This window comes from Mesorhizobium sp. M6A.T.Cr.TU.017.01.1.1, from assembly GCF_004023115.1.
GTDB lineage: Bacteria > Pseudomonadota > Alphaproteobacteria > Rhizobiales > Rhizobiaceae > Mesorhizobium > Mesorhizobium mediterraneum.
Genome location: NZ_RZTA01000105.1, coordinates 1 through 23,966, shown reverse-complemented (window position 1 = coordinate 23,966; position 23,966 = coordinate 1). Strand labels below are relative to the sequence as shown.

Sequence of the window (23,966 nt, the reverse complement as noted above, 5' to 3'; positions counted from 1 at the left end):
GGTTCTTTCGCGAGGTGCGCGTCAAAGGCTTCGACAGCATGTTGACCCGCACGCTCGTGGCAGCCCGCACCCGGCTGGTCCGGATCACCGTCGAGCTTTCCAACCAGATCCGAGGGATCATGAAAACCTTGGCTTGCTCGTTCCCGTGGCGCGCAAATTGGCGGTGATCATGCACACGATGCTCAAGACTGGCGAGCTCTTCAATCCGACTAAAGGAGCCGCAGCGTAAATCCAGATAGCGTTCAGAATCTGAGCGCCTGAGGCGTCCCTGCCGGGACGTGAGCCGAGCCATTCCGTTGATGGGGTTGCACTGCTGTCTCAGCAAAGTGCGTCGTCCACATTGAAGGCTCGCCCGCGAAGCTCCATCATGCGGCGGCCGATGTCGACCGCGAAGACAACCTTGCACCCGGCACCGCCGTATCAGCGCGATAGATGCTTGACGCCCAGCCGCGATTAGACAACCCCATCAACCTGCCTGCCCACACGGCGGCCGTCGTGCGAGAGGCGATCGAGACGACCGGCGCGAGGCTCAATGTTCCTGCCGCCCTACAGCCCCGATTTCAATCCGATCGAAAACGCATTCTCAAAACTCAAGGCTCTTATGCGAGCCAAAGCCGACAGGACAATCACAGCCCTGTGGAACGCCGTCGGATCGCTCGTTGACTTCTTTCACCCCAGCCGAATGCCAGAACTACTTCAGGCCGCAGGCTATGACCCGGATTAAACCGTACGTGCTCTAGTTAGCTACAGAGGCGACAGATAAACAGTGACTCCCCAGGGAAATCGCCGACTCGGCGATTGAAGCCGCGCGCTGGCGCAGCGATCGTCCATGTTCATGTTCGCGATCCCGCGACCGGCGCCGCCGCCTACGCGCAAGGCGGCTTCTACCGATCAATCCCCGCAAAGCGGTTTTCGAAAACAGCACAGGGTGGCAAACGCAGCCGTTCTCGGGTTTGCTCCGCAATCCTGGCCTGTTGGCCTGCACTGTTAGTGATCATCGCGCAGCGAACGTCCGCGTTGGGTACGGCCTTTATAATGCTTCCTGTCAAGCATCTTGGGGGATCAAGACACGACATTTGACCTTGCGACCTGACCCGGACAACTTTGCCCCGGTAGGCGCAGCGGTTTGCTGAGCATCACGGACGGCGCAACTCCAACACCTGATAGTTTGTTCCATCAAGGACAACCGGCCCAAGGCAGGTAAAGCCCAGTCGAGCTCTCGCTCTGAGAGACCGTATATTCGTCGGGCGTATGAAAGAAACCAACCGATCGATAGGTTGGGTTGCGAAGGCGAATTCGATGACTGGCTTAGCGCTTTCCGGCCCAATCCCCTGGCCGCACCGGGCTCCGAACAAGCAGGTTCCGGTTTCAATGGCGTTGTCATCGAAGCGGAGCAGCCCGGACCGCCCCACGAAGCGCAAGTCGCCATTGTCCTCTCGTTCATAGACCATCCAGAATCCATACCCGTAGGTTTCCCACTCATGAAGATAGCGGGACAGCCGCGCATCAGACATTTCCCGCGTTGGCGGAATTCCCTCCATCGTCAATTCGACTACTAGCGGATCACAGTGCAGGCGATGGAGGGCGTCGGCGTCCCAAGGACGTATTGGGCGCATGAATAAACGTTCTGTTTCCAGATTCATTCGAAATTTCGTCCTTCGTTCAATCCTTTGCGGCTACCCGCGACATGAATACCGGTCGGCGGCTCCCGCCGCCCCACACCGAAGCGTTTCAAAACCCGCGCCAATTTGGCTGATCGGACCAACGAAGAAATTTTATGGCTTCTTTTCAGCTATTTAGCCCGAAGCAAAACAATGATTGGGAACAAAGCCTGTGCTGCGGACATGACAAACCCGAAGTTGCGACCGGGCTGCGGCCGAACCCTTCCAAACCGGAGCGGGTCATGTCGACCGTCCGTGGTGGCGCAGCCGGCCGTCTTCCCAAAACACCACCTCCGCAAAGGTGCGGTGGATGTCCATTCCAATCACACGTCTCATGGCTCCTCTCCTCAGACGGTCGGGAGCCGGCGGGCGACGCGACACCTACGGATCCGCGCTCTCGGCGCAACCGGGCAGGTCGCAGGGGCGGCCAGCTACTAACGCGAGCTCGCAGCTCATCGAATTGATCGGCCTGCCCGCACTTGGCGTGCTCCCGGTGCCCCTGTCCCGGATGGTCGCACCATACGCCGAAAATCTCGCATCTCCAGCGGGGACCAGATGGCACCGTCACGATCATACCGGTTACCAACATGCTCGAACGTCTCAACGAGGAAATCCGCCGGCGCACCTATGTCGTGCGTATCTTCCCACACGCCGAAAGCTGCCTGCGCCTGGTCAGGGCGTTGGCCGTCGAGACCAACGAAAACTGGATGGAGGCCAACCGCTACATCAACATGGACGACCGCGCGAGCACAAGAAGCTCGCTCTGCGCCAAGCCGCATGACCAGCACCATGGCCGCCCCTTTTTGCAGAACTCTCAGCACACTACCGGAGCCCAATGCTTCTTCGAGTGCATAATCATCCTTTTCAAGCGTTGAACTCATAGGATGATCGCGCCACACGAATTGAGGCAGAACTCCTTTAAATACAACGCGACAGGGATGACCTTCCCGCTTGCCGCCGTCCAATGCAGGGGAACAGTAGTTCCAGCCGATCGACTGTCACTTCTCTGGAGATAATCTGTTCCAGCCGATCGGTGAGCCAGATCTGTAGATCAACGCCATTAAGTTTTGCCGTCGTGCCAAGCAGGATTGCGAAGGGTCCCACCCAGCGGGCGTTTAACGTCATTAACGCCGTTAAGCACAGGAATTTGCGACAGGCGCAGATTTGGCCGCCACAGCCGGCTCTTCCGGGATCTCTGTTGCCGGAGCGCGCACATGACAGGCCACGACCCGTCCGTCGGCCATTGGCGCCAAAGGCGGCACTTCGATACGGCAATGTTCGACCGCCAGCGGGCAACGCGGGTGGAACGCGCACCCGCTCGGCGGGTTGATGGGGCTTGGCACCTCGCCTTCGACCGGCGCCTCCAGCCGAACCCGCGTTGGATCCGGGACCGGGGCTGCCGCGATCAGCGCCTCGGTATAGGGATGGACCGGCTTGGCGAAGAGCGCCTCGCAGGGCGCAAGCTCCACTATCCGCCCCAAATACATGACAGCGACGCGATGGCCGATATGCTCCACGACGCCAAGGTCATGCGAGATGAAGACGAAGGCTATGCCCATCTGCTGCTGGAGATCCAGAAGCAGGTTCAAAATCTGTGCCTGCACGGAGACGTCGAGGGCTGACACCGCCTCGTCGGCGATGATGAGCGAGGGGTTGAGCGACAGGGCGCGTGCAATGCCGAGCCGCTGGCGCTGACCGCCCGACAATTCGGAAGGGAGCCTGTGCATCATTTCGGGCGACATTCCGACTTTTCGGAGAAGCTCCGCGGCGAGTGCCTGGCGCTGCTTCCGGCTGAGGCGCTCAAAGTTCTCGACAGGCTCCGTAATAATTTGCCCGGCAGTAAGGCGCGGGTTGAGCGAGGAGTAGGGATCCTGAAAGACCATCTGCATCCGACGGCGAAACGCGTGGAGCGCTTGCTTCTTGAGGCCCGCAATGTCGGTCCCGTCGATCAGCACGCGCCCACCCGTCGGCTCTACAAGCCGCATCAAGAGCCGCGCGACGGTGGACTTGCCGCAGCCGGATTCGCCGACGATGCAGAGTGTCTCGGCCGCTCCGACAGAGAAGGATACATCCTCCACCGCCCGGATCACTGGAATGCTTTTCTTGAAGATTCCCGAGCCAAGCGGATAATGCTTGGTCAGATTCTCGACTTGCAGCAAAGGACCACTCATGCGCCCATCACCTCTTCGGCGCGCCAGCAAGCTGCGGCGTGGCCAGTCCTAACATCACGTAGGATGGGGGTCTTCTCGCGGCAAATGTCGATCGCGAACGGGCAGCGAGGCGCGAAGCTGCAGCCGACAATGGGCTCGCGCAGGCTCGGCACAATGCCTGGAATTTCTGGCAGACGGCGCTGGCGGCCGCGCCGCGGATCAGGCACCGATCGCATGAGACCCTGGGTGTAGGGATGCGCCGGTCGCGCAAACAAATCTATGACGTTCGCTTGTTCGACGATCCGGCCAGCGTACATGACGATCACGCGTTGGCATGTCTCGGCCACAACCCCCAGGTCATGCGTGATGAACATCACGGCCGTTCCCGTTCGCTCCTTCAGATCGACGATGAGCCGAAGGATCTGCGCCTGGATTGTAACGTCAAGCGCGGTGGTTGGCTCATCGGCGATCAACAGTTCCGGTGAGCAGGCAAGAGCCATGGCGATCATGGCGCGCTGGCGCATACCGCCCGACATTTCGTGGGGGTAGTTGTTGACGCGGCGCTCGGGGTCCGCGATGCGGACGAGACGGAGCATCTCCTCTGCTTTTTTCATGGCCGCCGAGCGGGGAGCCTTGGTGTGGATCTGCACCGCCTCGGCGATCTGGTGGCCGACCGTATAGACGGGGTTCAGGCTCGTCATCGGCTCCTGGAAGATCATGGCGATCTGGTCGCCGCGGATCTTTCGCATCTCCCGATCGGACAGCTCAAGGATGTCGCGTCCGTGAAAGCGGACCTCGCCACCTACAGTCCTGGCGCTTACCTTCGGCAGCAGGCGAAGGATCGAGAGGGCAGTGACGCTCTTTCCGCATCCCGACTCACCAACGACGCCGAGCGTCTCGCCTTTTTTCACCTGAAAGCTGATGCCGCCCAAGGCGCGGGTCACGCTCTCCTCGCCGTAAAAGTGCGTCTCAAGGTCGCGAACGTCGAGAAGCACATCATCCTCTGCAGATTCTCGCACCAGCATGTCAGCGTCTCCGCTTTGAGCGGGGATCGAACATATCGCGCAGGCCGTCGCCGAGAAGATTGACGGCAAGGACTGTGACGGCAAGGCAGATGCCGGGGGCGAAGATCGTCAATGGGGCGATGGCGAGATACAGCCGCGAACTGGCGATCATGTTGCCCCAGCTCGGAATCTCGGGCGGCACGCCCACGCCGAGGAAACTCAGCCCCGCCTCCGTCAGGATAGCGCTGGCGCAGACGTTAGCGCCCTGGACCATCAGGGCCGGAACGGTGCTCGGCAGGATGTGTCGCCACAGCACCTTCGGCAGGCGCGCCCCGCCGCAGAGCGCGGCTTCCACATAGGGACGCTCCCGAACACCCAGAACCACCGAACGAACCAGCCGCGCGACGGCTGGCGTTTCGGGGGTCGCGATGGCGACGATGAGGATGCCGATTCCCGGTCCTGTCAGAGAAATGAGCGCAATCGCCAGCAGAATCGTCGGGATCGACATCAGGCCGTCCATGATCCGCATGACGACGTTGTCGAAGCTGCGGCTGTAGCCGGCGATGATGCCGATCAGAAGCCCGGCAAGAGCCGCGCACGCCGCCGACATCAATCCGACCATGAGAGAGATCCGGGCGCCGAAGATCGTTCGCGCAAAGACGTCCCGGCCCAGATTGTCGCTGCCGAACCACATTTCTGCGGAAGGCTGCTGGAGGCGCTTGAATGGATCCATGTTCACTGGGTCGCCCGCGTAAAGCGGGGCAGCGAGCGCCAGGATGATCAGAAGCGCCAACAGGCCGCCGCCTGCAATGACGAGCGGATGCCGCCTTGCCAGACGGGGAAGATCGGATAGCTGCAGCCGACCCATCGGCACGGCTTCAACTGGTGCGGAGATGAGCGTCATATCAATACCGGATCCGGGGATCGATCAGAGTATAGGCCAGGTCGACCGCGAGGTTGATAAGGACGTACAGACCCGAAGTCAGGATGAGCACGCTCTGAATGATCGGATAGTCGCGATTGTTGATCGCATCCACGACCAGACGACCGATACCGGGTATGTTGAACACCGTTTCCGTGAGAACCACTCCGCCGATCAGGTAGGCGAAGCTGATGCCGATGACGGTCAGGATCGGCACCCCGGCATTCTTCAAGGCGTGATGAAAAAGCATGGCATAGGACGAAGCGCCCTTAGCGGCGGCTGTTCGTATATAGTCTTCCGACAGGACCTCGAGCATGCTCGCCCGCGTGACCCGAGCGATGAATGCAATGAAGCCAAGACCCAAAGCCACGGTGGGAAGGATCAGGTGCACAAACCAAGGCCCGAGACCCTCACCGATCGGGGCATACCCCTGGACCGGCAGCCAGTGTGTCCTGATGGCGAAAAAGTATATGAAGAAATAGCCGATGACAAAGACCGGAACGGAATAACCAAGTGCCGAAAACACCGCGAGGAGGCGGTCGACGAGCCCGCCAGTTCGCCACGCGGCAAGGATACCGAAAGAGACCCCCACCGTCACCGAAAGGATCATCGTCAGGATCGACAGGGAAAGGGTCGGTTCAAGCCGCTGCGATATCAGTTGGAGAACCGGTCGCCCAGTGAAAATCGAGGTGCCGAAATCGCCGCCGAGCATGTCCCGCACCCAACGTATGAACTGAACCGGCATAGGATCGTCCAGGCCCAGCTGCTCCCGGATGCCGGCTATCACCTCCGCCGTGGCCGACCTGCCGGCGATGATCGCGGCGGGGTCGCCGGGCGCCAGCCTGAGAAGCAGGAAGACAAAGATCCCGACCACCGCCATGACGGCGATGGCCGAAAACAATCTGCGGAGGATGTATACCGCCATTAGGCGGAGGCTTTCTGCATGTTCCACATCGGGAATCCGTACGCCCCGGGGACCTCGAGGAGGCCGGTAAGCGCCTTTCGGTGGGCAGTGGGCTGCACAGCGCGCCCCAGCAGAACGCTGCCGACGAAGTCCCACCAAAGCCCTTGCATTTTACGGGCTAGTACCTGGCGCTCTTGCGTATCGACATCTGGCCATTTGGCCCGAAGAGCCTCGTATTCATCGTTCTTCGGCCAGCCGAACCAGGCCTGGTCGCCATTTGCGAGCAAGAAGGCAGAGCTGATCGGATTGGAGACACTGTAGTCAGAGATGAAGATGTTCCAGCCCCCATGTTCGATGGGGCCCTTGTTCGCTCGGCGCGTGGCAAGCTCACTCCAACTCATCGATGCAAGCTCGACGTTGCACCCAATCTTGCGCAGCGTGTCCGCCAGAAGCTGCGAGGCATTGCTGGCCTCCGGCCAGTCCGTGGGTTCAAGGATGATGATTTTCTCCCCGGCATAGCCGGCTTCCTGAAAAAGCTGCTTGGCCTTATCTGGGTCGCCGCCCTTCTTGAACCAACCGGTATTTTCGTCGTTGGAATAGGGTGTATCGTTTCCAAATATTGACGACACGGTTTGGGTGTATCTTGGGTCCGGGAACATGACACGCATGAAGGCCTCCTGGTCGATCAGGTGAAGCATCGCCTGGCGCGCCTTCACATTGTCGAACGGCGGCTGCAGAAAATTCATGCGCACGGCCAACGTACTGCCCCCCTTACTTAGAACCTGGAGTTCGAGATTAGGATCGCTTTCGATCACCGGGTAAAGATCGGCGGGCGGAGCCAGGACGAAATCAACCTCACCTGCCTGCAAGGCGGCTAAAGCAGTCTGTTGATCCGATATAACTTGCCAGACCGCTCGATCGACCTTGACGATCTTTCCGCCGGCGAACCCGTCGGCCGGTTCCTGGCGTGGTACATAATTTTCATTGCGGTCGTAAGTGAAGCTCGCGCCTGGCTTGGCAAGAGCCTCATTGAACTTAAACGGCCCCGATCCGATATTCGACGTCACCTGCTCGGTTGCCGGACGACCTGCGTCTTTCTTCCGCATGATAGGTAGGAAAATGACTGCCGCAGCCATCGCGTCAACTAGGACCCCCAATGGCTCCTTAAGAGCGATCGCGAAGGTCTTCTCGTCCTTTTCCGAGATATCCTTGGCCCTGGCCATGATCAGTTTTCCACCAGCGTCCACCTGGCCCCAGCGTCGTATCGAGGCCACACAGTCCGCTGCGGTGACTGGGCTGCCATCATGGAAGGTTAGGCCGTCGCGGAGTTGGAACGTGTATGTCTTCTTGTCGTCGGAAACGGCCCACTTGTCCACCATTTGCGGCTGCGGCACCCCTTTGGAATCGAGGGCGAACAGCGTGTCGTAAATCGCAAAACCATGCATGCGGGTGATGTCAGCCGTCGATAGAATCGGATCAAAGACCGTAATGTCCGACATCACCATACGGACCGTCCGAGCGTCATCCGGCGATGTCTGTGCCCGAACGATCGATGGCATTGATAACGCCGTTCCGGCGGCCAAGCCTGCTTTGATCAGGTAACGTCTAGAGATTGTCATGTTCTGTTCCTCCTCTTTTGGCCGGGTGCTTCCGGCATTACGAATGCGCTGATCACAGTCGGAAGTCCGGGAGTCCTACTCGGGAGCCAGCCCGCCGTCGGCTTGCTTCAATCCTGGTCCTCACAGGCCCTCAGCAGGCCTCCTCGCGAAGCAGGCGCTGTCGCCAGGAACCGTTCGAAGACGTCTTCTATCTTGTCGATGTCGGCGTCGGACATTGCCGTCGATAGCGAGGCCGAAGTGTCGGCATGCAGAACGATACCCTCACTGCGGAAGAAACGGCTTATTGCTTTCAACGCGCCTGCCTCATCGGTCGACGGGTAGGCTTCGCGATAGTCGCGCGGAAGCGTATGTTTCGGGTGGATGCGAAAGAGCGACGCTGCGCCGCTAATGACATAGGGGGCCTGATGGCGGCTGATGGCGGCGGCGAGTGCAGTGCGGAGGCGATTCCCCATTTCCTCCAGGCGAGCGAAAGCCGCTTCCGTCATGGCTTCCATACTGACGCGACCGGCGACCATTGAGATAGGATTTGCCGAGAAGGTGCCACCTTGCGCCACTTTGGCCCGTCCGGCCGATCCGTCGAAGACGCTCATGACGCGGCGCGATCCGCCAATGGCACCGATCGGAAATCCGCCACCGATAATCTTGCCGGCGGCAATCAGGTCAGGCTCGATCCCATAGCGTGCGGAGGCGCCGCGAAAGCTTTGGCGAAGGTTAAGCACTTCGTCGCAGACGACGAGAATGCCATAGGAGCGGGCGGTTTCGACGACAGCGGCGATGAAGTCAGGATCAGGCGGGATAAGGCCACCGCGGCTCGGCATTGGGTCGAGCAGGATGCAGGCTAGGCGATCGGCGGCAGCTGTGATCCTGCGGCGCGCACCGTCGGCATCATTGAACCGAAGAATGACGACCTCATCAGCAACCGATGCCGGTGTGCCTGCATAGGCCGGCACGGCGACAGGCGCATCCGGCGATCCCCATGTTGAGGGCGTACCTCCCTGGTCCGCCTCGGCCCAGTCATAGGAGCCGTGATAGGCGCCTTCGATCTTGGCAATGCTCGGGCGTCCGGTGAACGCGCGCGCCGCCTTGATGGCGAACATCACCGCCTCGGTGCCGGTGTTGACGAAGCGAATTTGTTCAATCGCCGGAATGCGGTCAACCAGCAGTTCTGCCAAGCCGATCTCATGAGCAGTCGGATTGGAAAAGCAAGTACCGTCGCGAAGGAGACGCGCCACCGCATCAAGTGCCGGGCGAAAACCATGCCCGTGAATAAGCGTGGTGAAATTGTTATTGAGATCCAGAAAACGTTGTCCGTCAACGTCAATCAGATAGGCGCCGTCACCCTTCAATATGTAGCGCGGTATCGGATCGCGTTCGACTGTAGCGCGGGTGGTGCCATCCGGAAAAACCGCACGCGCCCGGGCAAACAATTTGTTCGATTGTGGACCGGGCAAGGCAACGTTGGGGCCCGTCATGAATTTGTTTGGCACATCAGATCTCCCGAAAAGTGTCGCTTGTCATTTGTTTTGTCGCAAAAGAATCGAGACTGTCTGCCCGGTCGGTCGATCGACCACTTCCTCACCCGTCTGATGTCGTAACACTTGCCCTGCCCTCAAAATTGGAACGTATCGCCATACCCTTCTGATAGCTTTGATATCACAAACAAGTTCTTATGATATGTCAAGAGGGCTATTCAGACAGACTCTGTGCAATTCGTGTCCTGGAGAGCAAGAGCCTCGCCAGCGCACTCAAAGAGATCTACCGCGCTGTCGATACCGATGCCGCCGAAAAGTGGAGGATCGGGCAGATACCCAACAGGGGTCAAAAGAATGGTATCGGAGCGTCACAAGACTCTCCCTCAGCCCCGAAGGAGATTAGGGTTTAAGTCAGCTCGAAAATGGTCTAATCGACCACTCGATTATGTCGACGGCATGCTGAAGTATCGCCTCTGTCTGAGCACGGCTGGGGGAAGCGGCGATGACATACCCGATCCAGTCTTGGAGATCGCCTTTCCTGACGATTGGCGTCTTGGCTTCAACATAGAATTTGACTTCGGCTACACCGGGTATGGCAACCGCCTGACTGTCTCCTCCGATCCAATCAAGGGTGCCATCACGATCAGGAACGAGGAACCGCGCGGCCGCAGTCTGCGAATGCCTTCTACGCAAATCCCATTTGTCGCCGATGACAAGCTTGATGTGCTCGGTGACGAGATCAATGCCGTAAGCCAGCTGAGTCAGTTGGGGAGTGGGCGTACCATGAAGCCGCGGATTGACCTCAATGACGACTGGGCCACGCGTCGTCCACCGGACTTCAATGCCCGTTGGCCCCCAGCCAAGCCCGAGAGCTCGCAAACAGCTCAGCGAAACATCGGCGATACGCTCATGCTCGTCATCAGTCAGCAAGGCCGGAAAGGTGCACTGCCGACCGACGAAGTGCGGTAAGGGGCCGAAGTCAGCGGTGCCAATTCCAACGATCTGATCTCCCATTATGTCGACCCAATAAAGGGGGCCTTGTGCGAATTCTTCGACCAGTATCCTCGGCGGGGACTGCCATATGTGCTGCCCGCCCAACAGATAGGTCGTATGTTGGGCTAACTCATCGAGGTTGCGGCACAATCGGACACCTCTGCTGCCGGCACCTACGGCTGGTTTTAGAATCACCGGCAGCCCGATTTCATCGGCAGAGCTTTCTATGTCCACCGCATCCGCTGCCAAGCGATAATCAGGTATTGGAACGCCCGCCTCTGCGAGAAGCTGACGTTGAGTGAATTTATTGCAGCATCGTTCAATGGATGTGGGGTTTGGTCCCAGAAGATCGAAATGGCGGCAGAGCTTGCCAACTGTCGCATAGAACGAGTCCCCGACGGACGTAATGCCAGCGATGTCATAGGTTGCATGCAGCCGGGAGCATTCGCGGATCAGCGCATCGAGATCGGCTGTATCGACACGGATTGCCTCAATTCCTTCGGCCCCAAGATAGTCGTACTGAGCTGGATTAGCCGACAGGACAATTGGATGAAGACCAAGTTGCAGAGCTGCTTGGACGTATAGCGGACCATTATACCTTGAGCCTTCAACCAGGATCAGCGCTCTTCTTGCCATTGCCGTTGACTCCGACGTTGCGTGAGGTGCGGCGGTCCGAGCGTGCATCGGCAAAAGCTTTTTCACCCGTCCCTGATCTCGGACCTTGTAGCGAACGTAACATTGTCAGCGATTTGCGCTCGCAAAGATTCTGTAAATCTTACATGAAGGATCTGTTGCAACCGGTTGATTGCCGGCCCGGGACGCGGAGCGCCTCCATGAGTTTCTGAGGGTTGTGAGGTTCAAGGCGCGTCGGTTCGACCGGTCAGTGATCGTCACCGGTAAATCGTGCCCGTGGCATGAGCGTCGCGCATGGACGAGGCGCCGATGAAGAGGCCGCCCTCCCCTCTTCCGAAACCAATTACATCAAGCACAAGCTGAAACATGTCCACACTGAGCACACAGCCCCCAAACCCGTTCAAAAGGAGTCTTCCGGAGGGGCGTTCCAGTACTACAGTTGCGGATCATTTGATTTTCTGATTCCCTAGACAGGTTATGGAGGGAGCCAGCGTCTGTCGCTTCGTAGTCAGGGTCGTTGTTGGCTTGGGAGCAGGAGCTCACAGCGCTGGAGGCGCTGGTTGGGCGGGTGTTTCCTCCCGTGAGCTGCGGGAGACGGGCGTAGATTTGCTTGACGGCCTTCGTTCAGTACTCTGAGCATCGGCGCCATCGCCCGGCTGCTGCGGGAATGGCCCCGCCGACACGCAAGCGCGTGACCCGCTGGGAGCGTTCGGTCGTGTGGGGCATGTTGCGCAACCCCGCCTACAAAGGCACCGCCTGCTTTAACAAGACGAAAGTCGGGCCGCGGCAAAACGTGACGAAGCCATTCCGCCTGACGGGGCGGGCGGTTCTCGGCGAAAAGACCTGTGCGCACGAGCGGCCGCGGGAGGAATGGATCGAGATACCGGTCCCTGCCCTTGTCAGCGAAGATACCTTCGCGTTGGCGGCGGAACGCCTAGCCGACAACAAGCGTTTGGCGCCGCGGCGCACCATTGAGCCCAGCCTCGTGCAGGGCCTGGTGTCATGCCGCAGATGCGGCTACGCGTTCTACCGCACGTCGAGCCGTAGCTCGGCCCGCAAAATCCACTATTACCGCTGCCGGGGTTCGGATGGCTGACGCCATCTCGGCGGTTCCGTTTGCGACAGCCGCCCGATTCGCCAGGATCTGCTAGATCGTGTGGCAGACAGGAGGTCCTTTGAGTGATCGAGGGACCTGAGCTTATCACCGCTGAGCTGTAAGCGGCTAGCTGATGCCGTTCAGCGCTGGTAGTTCCAAGGCATAAGCGCCTCGATATCGCTGTTTGGCCAGCCATTGGCGATACGCTCGAGGGTCTGGGTGAGCCAGGCGTGCGGATCGACCTGGTTCATCTTGGCGGTGGTCAGCAGCGTGGCGATGGTCGCCCATGTCCGTCCGCCGCCGTCGCTGCCAGCGAAGAGGCTGTTCTTTCGAGTAATTGTCTGCGGCCTGATAGCACGCTCGACGGTGTTGGAGTCGATTTCGATGCGGCCGTCGGCGAGGAAGCACTCGAGCGCGGCACGCCGGCCGAGCGCATAGCGGATCGCCTCAGCGGGCTTCGATTTGCCCGACAGTTTCGGCAGCTCCTTTTCCCACAGCGCAAAGAGAGCGGCAACGACGGCGGCGGATTTCTCCTGACGCGCAGCTATCCGTACTGCCGGGTCCTGGCCGCGCACGGCCTCCTCGGCGGCCCACAGCGGGGCCATCTGCGCCACCGTCTGCGAGGCGATAACGGAGGAGCCTGCGGCATGCAGTTCGTAGAACTTGCGCCGCACGTGCGACCAGCACGCCGCCAGCAGCACGCCATCATTGCCCCGATCGGATCGGGCCAGCCGGTTATAGGCGGCGTATCCGTCGACCTGCAGAATGCCGCGATAGCCGTCCAGATGGCGGGCGACGCATTCGCCGGCACGGCTGTCTTCGAAGCGATAGGCGACGATGGGCGGTCCGCTGCCACCGAACGGCCGATCATCGCGGAGATAGGTCCAGAGGTAGGCCGTCTTGGCCTTGCCCGATCCTGGGGCCAGCGTTGGGAGGGTGGTCTCATCGGCAAAGACCCGCTCACCCTGCTTGATGCGGGTCAGTGCGTAATCGGCGAGCGGCCCGAGCTCGAAGCCGACCTTGCCCATCCACTGCGCCATCTGTGACCGGTCGATCTCGACCTGATCGCGAGCATAGATCGCTTCCTGGCGGTAGAGCGGGAGGCCATCGGCGTATTTCGACACGGCGATCTGCGCCAGCAGCGCTTCGGTCGGAATGCCGCTTTCGACGATGCGGGCGGGTGCGGCTGCCTGGATAACGCCGTCCCAGCCCTTGTAGGCATATTTGGGGCGACGCGTGACGATCACCCGGAACTTCGCCGGGGTGACATCGAGCCGTTCGGAGACGTCCTCGCCGATCAGGATCTTTTCCAGCGCTTCGCAGCCAGCAGGCGTTTCGGGCTCGATAACCACCTCGACCCGTTCGAGATGGGCCGCAAAGCTTTTGCGAGGACGCGGCGCGCGCTTCGCTTTCGAGCCGCCCGCAGACTTCTCCATCTGCGCTTCGATGGCCGCCACGCCGGTTTCGATCTCGTCGAAGACCAGCGCATACTGCTCCTCGCTCAGCGCACCGGTCCGCAACCTTTCGGAGCGGCTGCCGAAGCGCGCCCTCTCCAGCATCTTCACCACCGCGGTCAGCCGTGCGATCCGCTCATCAGCGCTCTTGTTGACCAACTCGAGATGGAGGTTGCGCTCCTCCAGAAGGGCGGCCTTTTGGGCCATGGCAACAACCATCGCCTTGAGCGCGTCAACGTCGTCCGGGAGCGCGAGTTCGGGTGCCGACATGGCCAAAATCAGAGCATATTCGCGGGCAATTTTCCCGCTTTTTCAGCTCCCTGATTCATCATGCCGCAGGGTTTTACCCAGCCGATTGCGGCCGCCTGACGGTCTCCGTCCGAACCCGTTTCCAGTCCATTCCGTCAACCAGAGCCATGAGCTGAGCATGATTGAGCTGGACCCGGTTGTGGCCGATCCGCGGCCAGCAGAACTTCGCGTCGTCCAGTCGCTTGGCATAAAGACACACGCCGCTGCCGTCCCACCAGACGATCTTGATCCTGTCCGCTCTTTTGGCGCGGAAGACATAAAGCGCGCCGTTGAACGGATCCGAGCCGGCATCGCGCACCAGTGCCAGAAGGCCGTCGGGACCTTTTCTAAAATCGACGGGATGACTGGCGACCAACACCTTCACGCCGGCCGGGATCATGCCTGGCGAACCGCCCGGATGATCCGCACCAGCTGCTCCTCATTGATATCGGCACCGGCGCGAATGACCACGCCACCCAGCTCGATCTCCACCGACGCAGACGCTGTCGGCGTGACCTCGACAAAGCCGAGCCGAGCCGCATCTCGCTGCCGCCTGACCGCACCGCTCTTGATCGCCTTGCGCCGCCAGCCGAACAGCTGCGAGCTCGCCAGTCCAGCCTGGCGCGCGATCGCCGACACGTTCGCCCCTGGCTTCAGGGACTCTTCAACCAGCCGTGCCTTCGCTTCCGCCGACCAGCGCCGCCGCGGACGCTGCGGACTTGCGTCCAGCCGGTTCGCAACCGCCTCAAGGACATGGAAGCTCCTATCATCAGGCATAGGCGCAGACATAGAAATTGACACTGCAAGCTCCTCGGCTCCTTCAGTGTCACTATCTCTCGCTCATCACCTCAAACCGCGCCAGATGGGGTCAGCTTGGCGCTTACGCTGAGCTTGACCGTCTCCTTGATGCCCCGTGCCAGCGAGCCGACGAAGAAACGGCAGGAGGCGGTCGAAGGCGACCTCACACGCGTCGGAAAAGGCATCCATTGCCTGTTGACCGCCTACCAGGAAGATCTCCTGCTTTGGACGAACTGCGCCGCCGCATGCCCGAAATGCGGGCCCGCGAACAGGGACTGCGAGTCGAGCTGCAGGCGATCTGCGATCAGGCCCCCGACAACATGTCATTCCTGCGATTGGCCGAGACATTGACCGCTTTCCTCCAGCGCCCGCGGCAATGGACAGAGACTTAGGAAACCAGCGACCGCCAGAGAATCGTCCGCTGGTTGGTCAAGGAGGTCTTGGTGGATGACGACATCATCACGATCCGCCACTCGATCCCGAAGCAACCGACTATGCCTGCGACCGGCAGCCAACTGCCCTCGTCAAATGGTAATGCGCCGTCCTCCGACCGAAGTTACTTTTTGCGTTCATGGCGTGATGCCCGCCCCTACGGGGTGCCCCGCTACTCGACCACGATCCGAGATCGAGATCATTATGTGTCCGCGTCCATCAGCACGAAGCCACGGACAAAAAGGGGCCGCTGACGATGGTTGCATGGGACGTTCCCGGCGGGCTCACCACGAAAATCCATGCGCTTGTCGATGCCGAAGGCCGCCGATCGATCTCGTGCACGGCCGGACAGGCCCACGACGGCAAGCCCGCCATCGCCATGCTCGACGCCCTCCAGCCCGATGCAACCCTGCTCGCCGACCGCGCGCCTATGACAGGGACTCCATTCGCAGCCTTGCCGCGCAGAAACGGGCATGGGCCAAGATCCCGCCCAAGAAGAACAGAACCGGCAGTTTCTCGCATTGCCTCGGAACCCGCAACTGACACGTTTGTGAGGTCTATCGAGTCCACGACGTAGCGGAGCCTGCCTTTGCTGATACATCCTGATCAAATGGTTGACAGACAAGAAGAATATCCAGTTCAGCCTCCCTTCTGCAAAGTTGGCACGACTTTTGAAGGGACACATTGGCTTCGTGGCAGGGGTTGCCGATGCAAATTATCTTATGGTCATGTTTGACGGAGAGTGACGTGAACAAGCAGAGATTTCGTGATCTTGCAAGCGTGATTGAGAAGTCGAGATCAGATTTCGACTATGCGTACTCCAAAGGAATAATGACACTATATGCCCGCTCGCTTAAGCAGCGACACGTGGAGCTCGAGCCAGGACGATCGGTTATAGAATTCGCGAGAGGCAGCTATCTCGGGCTTGATAACCATCCAAAGATCGTGGACGCTGCGATAGCAGCATTAGCGTCATATGGCTCGATACAGTGGTCCGGTGCACGCACGAGATTGAATTTTTCGCTAACTGGAGATCTCGAATGCAGCTTATCTGAACTTTTCGATGCTCGGGTGATCGTATACTCGTTGGTTCTAACGGCGAACATGAGCGCGCTCCCGTTACTCGCATGCGGGGCTTTCACCAGAGGACGCAAGCCGGTACTTGTGTTCGACCGATTTGCCCATGCCACTTTGGCATACCACAAGGCTGTTATGGCCGAAGATGCAGAGGTTCTGCAGATTAGGCACAACGACATTGAGGAACTGGAGGGTATTTGTCAGAAACACACGTGCGTCGCCTACATATGCGATGGTGTGTATTCAATGGGCGGAAATGCCCCAATCCGTGAGCTTTTGCGTCTCCAAGAACGCTATGGGCTTTTCATCTACATCGACGATGCGCATGGCATCTCAATCCGCGGAAGGCATGGCCAAGGATATGCCAAATCCCAAATCACAGATCTAGGCGAAAACACAATCATCGCGGCTTCTTTGAGCAAAGGCTTCGGAGTGACTGGCGGTGTTCTCATGCTTGGGACGGAAGAGCAGGAGAAACTGCTAAGGCGTTACGCCGTCCCGCATGCATTCTCAATGGGGCCAGACTTGGCCGGAATTGCAGGTGCCTTAGCATCAGCAGAGATTCATCGTTCTGCGGAGTTGGGTGAGCGCCAGGCCCGCCTGAGTAAGGTCGTTCAATGTTTTGACGAGAAAATGCCAACGCAATCTTCAGGTGACGGAATGCCGATCCGGATGGTTCCGATTGGTGCGTCTCGCGCAGCGGTGGATACGGCGGCAGAGCTATTGCGGCGTGGCTTTTATGTGGCCGCAGCATTTTATCCGACGGTGCCCCGCGACAAGGCTGCTTTGCGTGTATGCCTGACCGCGGACCACAGTCTGGAAGAGGTCACCAAGCTTTGTGCGTCAATCCGAGACATAGCTAGTGCCCGCCCATAGTGTGCTGCAGCAAGCAGAAGGAGGTTGGATGGTGAACTGACAACATGCTGAAAAGCTGCGTGAGAGATGAGGGTAGGCCCCTCGGGCTCGGCTTTCAGGAGCGGGCCTCAAATGGGCCCAAGCTGCTGTGGTAGAAAGCCATGGTGGATTGCGTTGGGCCAAAGCCGCGGACATGATCTGGCGCAGGTAGGCATCCGGAAGATGAGCGCAAGCAAACCCTTCGATGATGCGTCGTTTGCGGAAATGCAGAAACCAGCTTTCTGATGCCAAGGGAGAAGCACAAGCGGCACTCCACCGTGAGGCGAGAGTACCGATGCAGGAACTTGGGGCGGATCGACCCATAGTAGTGACGAAGGAGCGAAGCGGTCGGATTTTCCACAACTGGCAACAGGATGTCAACGACAGATGCACCAGACAAGCCGTTTATGATGGGAGCCTACAAAGCGGCCAAATCCAATGGTGGTGCGGCTGGCGTGGACAGGCAGACGATCGAGGCATTAGAAGCCAACCTGGGGAAGAATCTCTACAGGATCTGGAACAGGATGAGTTCGGGAAGCGATTTTGCGCCACTGGTGCGTGACGCCCCATTCCGAAAAGAAGTGGTGGAGCCAGCGCCAACAGAGGTTTGAAGTGGTCTAGCCCGCGCCAGGTGAAGCGCACCAACCCATACGCGCTTCAGGCAGGAGATGCTAGCCTCGATGCCGGCGCGGAAGTTCCTGAGCTTGCGATAGATCCAACGGCTCTTGACCATGTTTTCGATCTTAAGGCCGCAACACCTGTGGAAGGCCATGTCGCGCACGCCGAGCGCTTTGGCCTGGGCGAGGTTTTACCGGCTGGCAAAGCCGCCATCGTCGGCCGCCTATCGCGGCGCGCGCCCCAGATGCCGATGTGACGCTCCAGCACCGATAACAGCCGATCGTTGTCGGCCGGGTTCGCCCGGTATCGGGCTGCCACCGCCCCGCGGACTCAGATTCTACCAAAAGGTTTGCAGCCCTTTCGGCCGAAGCGGACACGATCGTAGCTCTACTCCAAGGACTTCACCGCCTTGCAGTCGGCAAACTGGCCGCCGGTGAGCATAGGGACGGGCCGCCACAAGCCGTCGGTCAGGCCATGGATCTTGGTGGTACGGCCGCCTGATCGACCGATGGCATGATTGCGTTCCCCTGCCGCGCAACGATGCGTACGCACGGCCGAAGAATCGATGAGAAGCTGGGTCGGTGGTCCATCCGCATCGGCGAGAGCATGAAAAGATTTCGCTCCACACCCCTTTGGTGCCCAACGCTGGAAGCGGTTGTAGAGCGTCTTGCTCGAGCCATATGCCGCAGGCGCATCGACCAACACACCGCTCTTGATTACATCGATGATGCCGCTGATACCCGAAGGTGATCCACCCGTGGCTTCCCGCGCGTGTTGGCGGTAGGTGCGGCTTCAACTTCGCGAATTGCGCGCCCGTCAGCCAGAAATAGTCTCGACTCATCAATAGCCTCCATCGGAGGCCGTGAATTACGACAGCCACATCAATGGAAGCCCTTTATGGGTCCGGGCCCACCACCATACCGCGACCAAAGAGAATCCTGATACGTTGCCGGTTCTGGGCCTTAACGTCCAGTTCGCCGCGAATGTCGAGCACCATCTGCCAGTCGCGCGCGAGGTGACTGATATCGGCAGCTATAGGACGCCGATGATAGGCCAACAAAGACCGCGAAGGGCGGAACTGGCCCATACCTGTCTTCCAGATCTGCAACCCGCAAAGCTTGGCCGGCCATGGTGGATGCACGAGCGGACGCTATGTGATATTTCTTTGTTGAAAATGAAATATTATTATGCAACAAATGATATCACTAAGGAGCACGCCGGATGAAAAAGCATACACCGTTCCCGGAAAATGGTCTGGAAGAAGCTGCGATTTGGCAGTCAATGGAGTATGCCAGGCAAGGGGACGTGGATTGGAGAGGAGGGCGTTTGCCGGGCTTTTATGTGCATTTTGCCAACGACGATGTTGATCGCGTCGGTAAAATCGCACTCGAAAAATTTCACGCGACGAATGCGTTGGGCCTCAGTGCATTTCCATCGATCAAGAAATTCGAGTCGGAGGTTGTGGAGTGGGCGCTATCCCTGTTTCACGCGAATGGTGGCGCAGCCAGCATTACATCGGGGGGCACTGAAAGTATCTTTATCGCGATGAAGACTGCACGGGAGTGGGCAAAAGCCAATCGTCCGGAAGTCACCAAACCAAATATGTTGCTTTCTCACAGCGCGCACCCGGCTTTCGATAAAGCCGCAAAGTATTTGGGGCTGGACGTTGTAAGAATCTTGCCGCGTGCCGACTTCAAAACTGACATTGACGCACTTAACGTAGCTCTGGACGATCAAACGATCATAATCGCAGGCTCGGCCCCGCAGTTTACTATCGGAGTTTTCGATCAGATTGAGGAACTTGCTGCTATAGCGTCTTCCCGAAACGTATGGTTTCACACCGACGCGTGCGTTGGGGGCTTTTTCTCTCCTTTCGCCGAGCAGAATGGACACCCGATCCCCCCTTGGGATTTTCGGGTGGAGGGCGTGAAGTCCATTTCGGCAGACCTACACAAATATGGCTTTGCGCCGAAAGGTGCTTCGATTGTTGCCTTTTCGGATGCCGGTTACCAGCGGTACCAAGTATTTGACTTCGACAACTGGTCACGAGGACGATATGTGACGTCGACATTCGCCGGCACGCGCTCTGGTGCTAGCATAGCCGCTGCGTGGGCGGTCATGCGCTTCCTCGGCAATCAAGGGTATCGTAAGATCGCCGATCAGATCTGGCAGGTGCGTGAAAAACTTATGCGGGATATCCCCGCAATTGAGGGGCTATTCGTTTATGGCGAGCCTGAGCTTACGGTGATGAGTTATGGTTCGAAATCGCTTGATGTAGCCGATATCGCGGCAGGTCTGGCTGCCAAGGGCTGGCATACTGTGGCACCGTCCCCGAATCCACCTGCGATCAATTTGGGTATTCTCAGTCTCGCTTTTGGGGAAGTGGTAGACGCCTATTTGGCCGACCTTTGGCAGGTCGTTGCTCAGCTTAGAGCGGGCGACAACTCCTTCGATCGTTCACTTGTTGGGACCTATGGGGCCAGATAGGTTAATCTCTGGATTCAGCGACAGTTACCCAGCAATGGGCATAGTACCGCTACCTGCGTGTCTGATTCAACATTGCGGCAGCCTCAATGATACTAGCGATGTAGGTCAGCGCCTGGTCGATATCCTGTCTGATCTCTTCGGCAACCGCGGCGGCATCTTTGTTCTCAACCCCCGTTGCTATCCTTTCCCGCCAGTCGCCGCGACCAGCTGATATCGAGGAAATATAGTGGGGGTAAAGCAGATTTAAGTACGGCCCCGTTTTCAGCCAAAGTGAATTGATTATTCGAATAAGGTTGGGCATCCTGCACGCAGCGTATAGTTCAAACTGAAATTGATATACCAGCGCAATGTCCGCACGACGATCTCCAGCGGCACGAGCCTTTTTCAGTTTTTCGGATGTCTTGCGCAACCTTCCTGCAATCTCCGGCGTGCCCCTTAGTGCAGCGCGCTTTGCGGCAAAGCACTCGATGTGCAAACGGATATCCTTAAGCTCCGCGATCTCCTGAGGCGTTAGAAGCGGTATCAATGCCGATCTGTTCGCCTCACCTTGTAAGACGCCCTCAGATATCAAGCGATAGAGACCCTCACGAACAGGCGTTGGGCTCATTGAAAAGTCTTTCGCAAGGTTTCTTATGGTGATCTTCTCGCCGGGAGAGTACTGCCCGCAACGAATCAGCTCACCCAATCGATCGTAAACCTGGTCTCTCAAAACAGCGGAGTTTGGCGTGGTCAAATTCCGATCCTCTAGCTTCTTCAATGCACCCAATACCGTCTATTTTGGTGCTTCTGCAACCAGGAGGTTTTGAAGTTCCCGGGTGCGGGCATGTATATATCAAATTCACCGCATTGACATCACAAATCGGCAAGAGCTATTCTCAACCACCGCTTAACGCAGATTTGGGGAGTTGAGGTGATGAAGCGAGTGGTGGCGGCGTTATGGCAACAGGAAACCAATACGTTTAACCCGCACTCAACAACAATTCGCCGGTTTGCTAATGGTGCCTTACTGCGCAATGCAGATATTGCTCGTCACTTTAGAGGTTCTGAAACCGATTGGGGTTCTCTGTTTGGTTTCGCTGACCGGCACGATTGGGAACTTGTTACACCCCTTCATGCTGATGGGGGGGCCGGCGGCACTCTGACCGAAGCAGCATTCGAAGAGCTGATTGACATACTGCTCCAGCCGCTCGGTGGGCATGAACCGTGTGATGGCATTTTGTTGATGCTCCATGGCTCGATGGTCTCGGAGCGGATAGAGGATTGCGAAGGTGAAATATTGACAAGGGTTCGGCAGGTGGTCGGTTGGAACGTGCCTATTGTTGTGACATTGGACCCTCATGCTAACGTCACATATCGCATGGCTGATATGTCGAATGCTGTTGTGGCCTACCGGACGACGCCTCATGTTGATCAGGTCAAAACGACGCAGTTCGCCTGTCGGCTACTCAATGAGATGCTTAGCGGCGGACCGCTCACGCAAGTTAGGCTAGTCAAACCTCCGCTGTTGGCCGGTTTGGACAGTGCAAGGACGACAAGCGAAGACGGACCAATGCCCCGAATTTTGGATCTTGCTGAACGCCTAGTGAAGGAGAATCCGGCTATAAAGCACATCAGCGTTCAGGCTGGGTACTCGTATGGTGATGTATTTGATATCGGTCCCAGCGCTGCAATTACGTGCCTTAAAGCGACGGATAAGTATAACAAAGAAAGCAATGCGTTATCGGACTACATGTGGCGGACGCGTGCCGAGCGCACGATCAAGTTTCACTCGGTTGATGAAGGGTTGACAATCGCTGAAAGCCTGACCGGTCGCGGGAAACCAGTCGTATTGGTTGATTATGCCGATAATCCGGGAGGTGGAGCGGCCGGAGATGATATGACGATCCTTAAGGCGATGCTTGAACGGCGCACCCGGGATGCTGTCTTCTTCAGCCTTTGGGCGCCGGAGGCCGTTCGAGCCTGCCAGGCTGCGGGGCTTGATGAAGACGTCAAACTTGAACTTGGGCATGATGGCGATCTAAAGGTGACGGGCCATGTCAAAGCACTGACGCGCGGCGAGTACCTGCGGAAGGGTCCGTTTATGCGCAACACGCTCGGTAAACTGGGGATGAGCGCGCTGGTTTCGATCGAAGGACTGGATGTGGTTCTAACTTCAATTGCCAGCCAGACCGAGGAACGTGAGCAATTCAAACTCTTCGGGATCGAATTCGAGAAGGAAGAGCTGGTTGTTTGCAAAGCCATGAATCATTTTCGTGCTGACCTTGAACCCTTGTCCCATGCGCTCGTATTCGTCGATAGCGGAAAAAGCTGCACCGCAAACTATGCCGCCATCCCCTATCAACATGTCCGAAGGCCGATTTGGCCTCTAGATGATTTTCATTGAGAAGCGGCGTGGTGGATTTATGGGACTATCCTATGACCGACGATTGTCGAGTCGTCCGGTCTAGAGCACGTCCCGCGATCGATGAATCGATTGTAATGTGACGTCGGGCTGCATGGGTGATTCAACATCCCCTTTGATGAGGTTGTCTAATCGCGGCTTGGGCGTCAAGCATCTATCGCGCTGATACGGCGGTGCCGGGTGCAAAGTTGTCTTCGCGGTCGACATCGGCCGCCGCATTGATGGAGCTTCGCGGGCGAGCCTTCAATGTGGACGACGCACTTCCTGAGACAGCAGTGCAACCCCATCAACGGAATGGCTCGGCTCACGTCCCGGCAGGGACGCCTCAGGTGCTCAGATTCTGAACGCTATCTGGATTTACGCTGCGGCTCCTGCAGTCGGATTGAAGAGCTCGCCAGTCTTGAGCATCGTGTGCATGATCACCGCCAATTTGCGCGCCACGGCCACGGCGGCTCTTTTGAAGCCGATCCTCTCCCGGAGCTTGAGACCCCATGTGCGTAGGCTGCTTTCGGCCGAACAGCGTGTCAGGATGACCGCCGCGGCTCCGTAGAGAAGTCCCCGCAGATGTCGGTCCCCGCGCCTGGATATATGGCGGTCATAATCGACTTCTCCCGATTGGTATCGGCGCGTTGTTAGACCGATCCAGGCGGCGACAGAGCGGGACTTCTTGAAGTTGTTTGGATCCTCAATGGCGGTGACGAAAGAGGTCGCGGTGATCACGCCGATACCGGGGATCGACATGAGGGCGCGGCACGCTTGGCTCTGACGAGCATCCGCAACCAGTTGGCGTCCGAGCTCGGCGGCGCGGATGCAAATGCCGCGCCAGGCCTCCAGCATAGGTAATACGATAGGAGCAAGTTCCTTGTGATCGACAAGAAGGCCCCGAACGTTCTTCTCGAACGTGGTTCCCTTACCTGCGGGAACGAGCAAGCCAACGTTTTCATGATCCCTCGGATCTGGTTGGAAAGCTCGACGGTGATCCGGACCAGCCGGGTGCGGGCTGCCACGAGCGTGCGGGTCAACATGCTGTCGAAGCCTTTGACGCGCACCTCGCGAAAGAACC

The 23,966-nt window shown here is 58.5% G+C and carries 19 protein-coding genes and 7 pseudogenes; 11 read left to right on the top strand and 15 right to left on the bottom strand.

Going from position 1 to position 23,966, the window contains the following annotated elements; genetic code table 11:
* Positions 1–128: pseudogene (locus EOB36_RS26420) on the top strand (IS110 family transposase); the annotation flags it as partial.
* Positions 129–468: 340 nt separating this feature from the next.
* Positions 469–724, top strand: a pseudogene (locus EOB36_RS26415) (transposase); the annotation flags it as partial.
* 412 nt (positions 725–1,136) lie between these two features.
* On the opposite strand, the gene EOB36_RS26410 reads toward EOB36_RS26415, so the two are convergent.
* On the bottom strand, positions 1,137–1,643 hold the full coding sequence (locus EOB36_RS26410) for a GNAT family N-acetyltransferase (RefSeq protein WP_128286047.1): 507 nt from the start codon (positions 1,641–1,643) through the stop codon (positions 1,137–1,139).
* 599 nt (positions 1,644–2,242) lie between these two features.
* On the opposite strand from EOB36_RS26410, the pseudogene EOB36_RS26400 reads away from it, so the two are divergent.
* Positions 2,243–2,442: pseudogene (locus tag EOB36_RS26400) on the top strand (transposase); the annotation flags it as partial.
* A gap of 352 nt (positions 2,443–2,794) precedes the next feature.
* Here EOB36_RS26400 and EOB36_RS26395 read toward each other — a convergent pair.
* The 7 genes from EOB36_RS26395 to EOB36_RS26365 all read right to left on the bottom strand — a co-directional run bounded on the left by EOB36_RS26395 (position 2,795) and on the right by EOB36_RS26365 (position 11,361).
* Complete coding sequence (locus tag EOB36_RS26395) at positions 2,795–3,832, bottom strand: dipeptide ABC transporter ATP-binding protein (RefSeq protein ID WP_128286046.1); 1,038 nt, start codon at positions 3,830–3,832, stop codon at positions 2,795–2,797.
* Positions 3,829–4,836, bottom strand: coding sequence for an ABC transporter ATP-binding protein (locus EOB36_RS26390; RefSeq protein ID WP_128286045.1), 1,008 nt, complete (start codon positions 4,834–4,836; stop codon positions 3,829–3,831). Before EOB36_RS26390 ends, EOB36_RS26395 begins: the two co-directional genes overlap by 4 nt.
* Position 4,837: 1 nt before the next feature.
* Entirely contained in the window at positions 4,838–5,719 is an 882-nt protein-coding gene (locus tag EOB36_RS26385; RefSeq protein WP_128286044.1) for an ABC transporter permease, read from the bottom strand.
* 1 nt (position 5,720) lies between these two features.
* Positions 5,721–6,662 (bottom strand): ABC transporter permease, encoded by a 942-nt coding sequence (locus tag EOB36_RS26380; protein WP_128286049.1) that lies wholly within the window; start codon positions 6,660–6,662, stop codon positions 5,721–5,723.
* Positions 6,662–8,260, bottom strand: a complete 1,599-nt coding sequence (locus tag EOB36_RS26375) for an ABC transporter substrate-binding protein (RefSeq protein WP_128286043.1) — start codon at positions 8,258–8,260, stop codon at positions 6,662–6,664. The genes EOB36_RS26380 and EOB36_RS26375 overlap by 1 nt, the downstream gene beginning before the upstream one ends.
* 107 nt (positions 8,261–8,367) lie before the next feature.
* Positions 8,368–9,732, bottom strand: coding sequence for an aspartate aminotransferase family protein (locus EOB36_RS26370; protein ID WP_128286048.1), 1,365 nt, complete (start codon positions 9,730–9,732; stop codon positions 8,368–8,370).
* Positions 9,733–10,143: 411 nt separating this feature from the next.
* On the bottom strand, positions 10,144–11,361 hold the full coding sequence (locus EOB36_RS26365; protein ID WP_128286042.1) for an acetyl-CoA carboxylase biotin carboxylase subunit family protein: 1,218 nt from the start codon (positions 11,359–11,361) through the stop codon (positions 10,144–10,146).
* Between the two features lie 664 nt (positions 11,362–12,025).
* On the opposite strand from EOB36_RS26365, the gene EOB36_RS26360 reads away from it, so the two are divergent.
* Entirely contained in the window at positions 12,026–12,454 is a 429-nt protein-coding gene (locus tag EOB36_RS26360) for a recombinase family protein (RefSeq protein ID WP_245467893.1), read from the top strand.
* 140 nt (positions 12,455–12,594) lie between these two features.
* Here EOB36_RS26360 and EOB36_RS26355 read toward each other — a convergent pair whose 3' ends face one another.
* From EOB36_RS26355 to EOB36_RS26345, 3 genes are all read right to left on the bottom strand, one after another.
* Positions 12,595–14,178, bottom strand: a complete 1,584-nt coding sequence (locus tag EOB36_RS26355; protein ID WP_128286041.1) for an IS66 family transposase — start codon at positions 14,176–14,178, stop codon at positions 12,595–12,597.
* Between the two features lie 73 nt (positions 14,179–14,251).
* The gene (gene tnpB, locus EOB36_RS26350) at positions 14,252–14,596 is read right to left on the bottom strand and encodes an IS66 family insertion sequence element accessory protein TnpB (RefSeq protein WP_127404352.1); all 345 of its coding nucleotides are present in this window, start codon (positions 14,594–14,596) and stop codon (positions 14,252–14,254) included.
* The gene (locus EOB36_RS26345) at positions 14,593–14,973 is read right to left on the bottom strand and encodes a transposase (protein WP_164897622.1); all 381 of its coding nucleotides are present in this window, start codon (positions 14,971–14,973) and stop codon (positions 14,593–14,595) included. The genes tnpB and EOB36_RS26345 overlap by 4 nt, the downstream gene beginning before the upstream one ends.
* 245 nt (positions 14,974–15,218) lie before the next feature.
* Between EOB36_RS26345 and EOB36_RS34730 the strand changes: the two genes are divergently transcribed.
* From EOB36_RS34730 to EOB36_RS26330, 4 genes and pseudogenes are all read left to right on the top strand, one after another.
* Positions 15,219–15,386: a hypothetical protein gene (locus EOB36_RS34730; RefSeq protein WP_206637209.1), complete on the top strand. Its 168-nt coding sequence runs from the start codon at positions 15,219–15,221 to the stop codon at positions 15,384–15,386.
* A 239-nt stretch (positions 15,387–15,625) separates the two neighbouring features.
* A pseudogene (locus EOB36_RS35380) lies at positions 15,626–15,942 on the top strand (transposase); the annotation flags it as partial.
* A gap of 231 nt (positions 15,943–16,173) precedes the next feature.
* Positions 16,174–17,379, top strand: coding sequence for an aminotransferase class I/II-fold pyridoxal phosphate-dependent enzyme (locus tag EOB36_RS26335; RefSeq protein WP_348631834.1), 1,206 nt, complete (start codon positions 16,174–16,176; stop codon positions 17,377–17,379).
* 392 nt (positions 17,380–17,771) lie between these two features.
* Positions 17,772–18,008: a hypothetical protein gene (locus EOB36_RS26330; protein ID WP_206637210.1), complete on the top strand. Its 237-nt coding sequence runs from the start codon at positions 17,772–17,774 to the stop codon at positions 18,006–18,008.
* On the opposite strand, the pseudogene EOB36_RS26325 reads toward EOB36_RS26330, so the two are convergent.
* A pseudogene (locus EOB36_RS26325) lies at positions 18,004–18,312 on the bottom strand (ISNCY family transposase); the annotation flags it as partial. The gene EOB36_RS26330 and the pseudogene EOB36_RS26325 overlap by 5 nt on opposite strands.
* A gap of 108 nt (positions 18,313–18,420) precedes the next feature.
* Positions 18,421–18,856 (bottom strand): annotated as a pseudogene (locus tag EOB36_RS26320) (transposase); the annotation flags it as partial.
* Positions 18,857–18,877: 21 nt separating this feature from the next.
* Here EOB36_RS26320 and EOB36_RS26315 point away from each other — a divergent pair.
* Both EOB36_RS26315 and EOB36_RS26310 read left to right on the top strand, forming a co-directional pair.
* A complete protein-coding gene (locus EOB36_RS26315; RefSeq protein WP_128286037.1) occupies positions 18,878–19,240 on the top strand; it encodes a hypothetical protein in 363 nt (120 codons plus the stop codon).
* Positions 19,237–20,502: an aminotransferase class V-fold PLP-dependent enzyme gene (locus tag EOB36_RS26310; RefSeq protein ID WP_128286036.1), complete on the top strand. Its 1,266-nt coding sequence runs from the start codon at positions 19,237–19,239 to the stop codon at positions 20,500–20,502. Before EOB36_RS26315 ends, EOB36_RS26310 begins: the two co-directional genes overlap by 4 nt.
* 49 nt (positions 20,503–20,551) lie before the next feature.
* On the opposite strand, the gene EOB36_RS26305 is transcribed toward EOB36_RS26310, so the two are convergent.
* Positions 20,552–21,235, bottom strand: a complete 684-nt coding sequence (locus EOB36_RS26305) for a GntR family transcriptional regulator (protein ID WP_206637208.1) — start codon at positions 21,233–21,235, stop codon at positions 20,552–20,554.
* Positions 21,236–21,415: 180 nt separating this feature from the next.
* On the opposite strand from EOB36_RS26305, the gene EOB36_RS26300 reads away from it, so the two are divergent.
* Positions 21,416–22,885, top strand: a complete 1,470-nt coding sequence (locus EOB36_RS26300) for a M81 family metallopeptidase (protein WP_128286034.1) — start codon at positions 21,416–21,418, stop codon at positions 22,883–22,885.
* A gap of 375 nt (positions 22,886–23,260) precedes the next feature.
* Here EOB36_RS26300 and EOB36_RS26295 read toward each other — a convergent pair.
* Positions 23,261–23,966: pseudogene (locus EOB36_RS26295) on the bottom strand (IS110 family transposase); the annotation flags it as partial.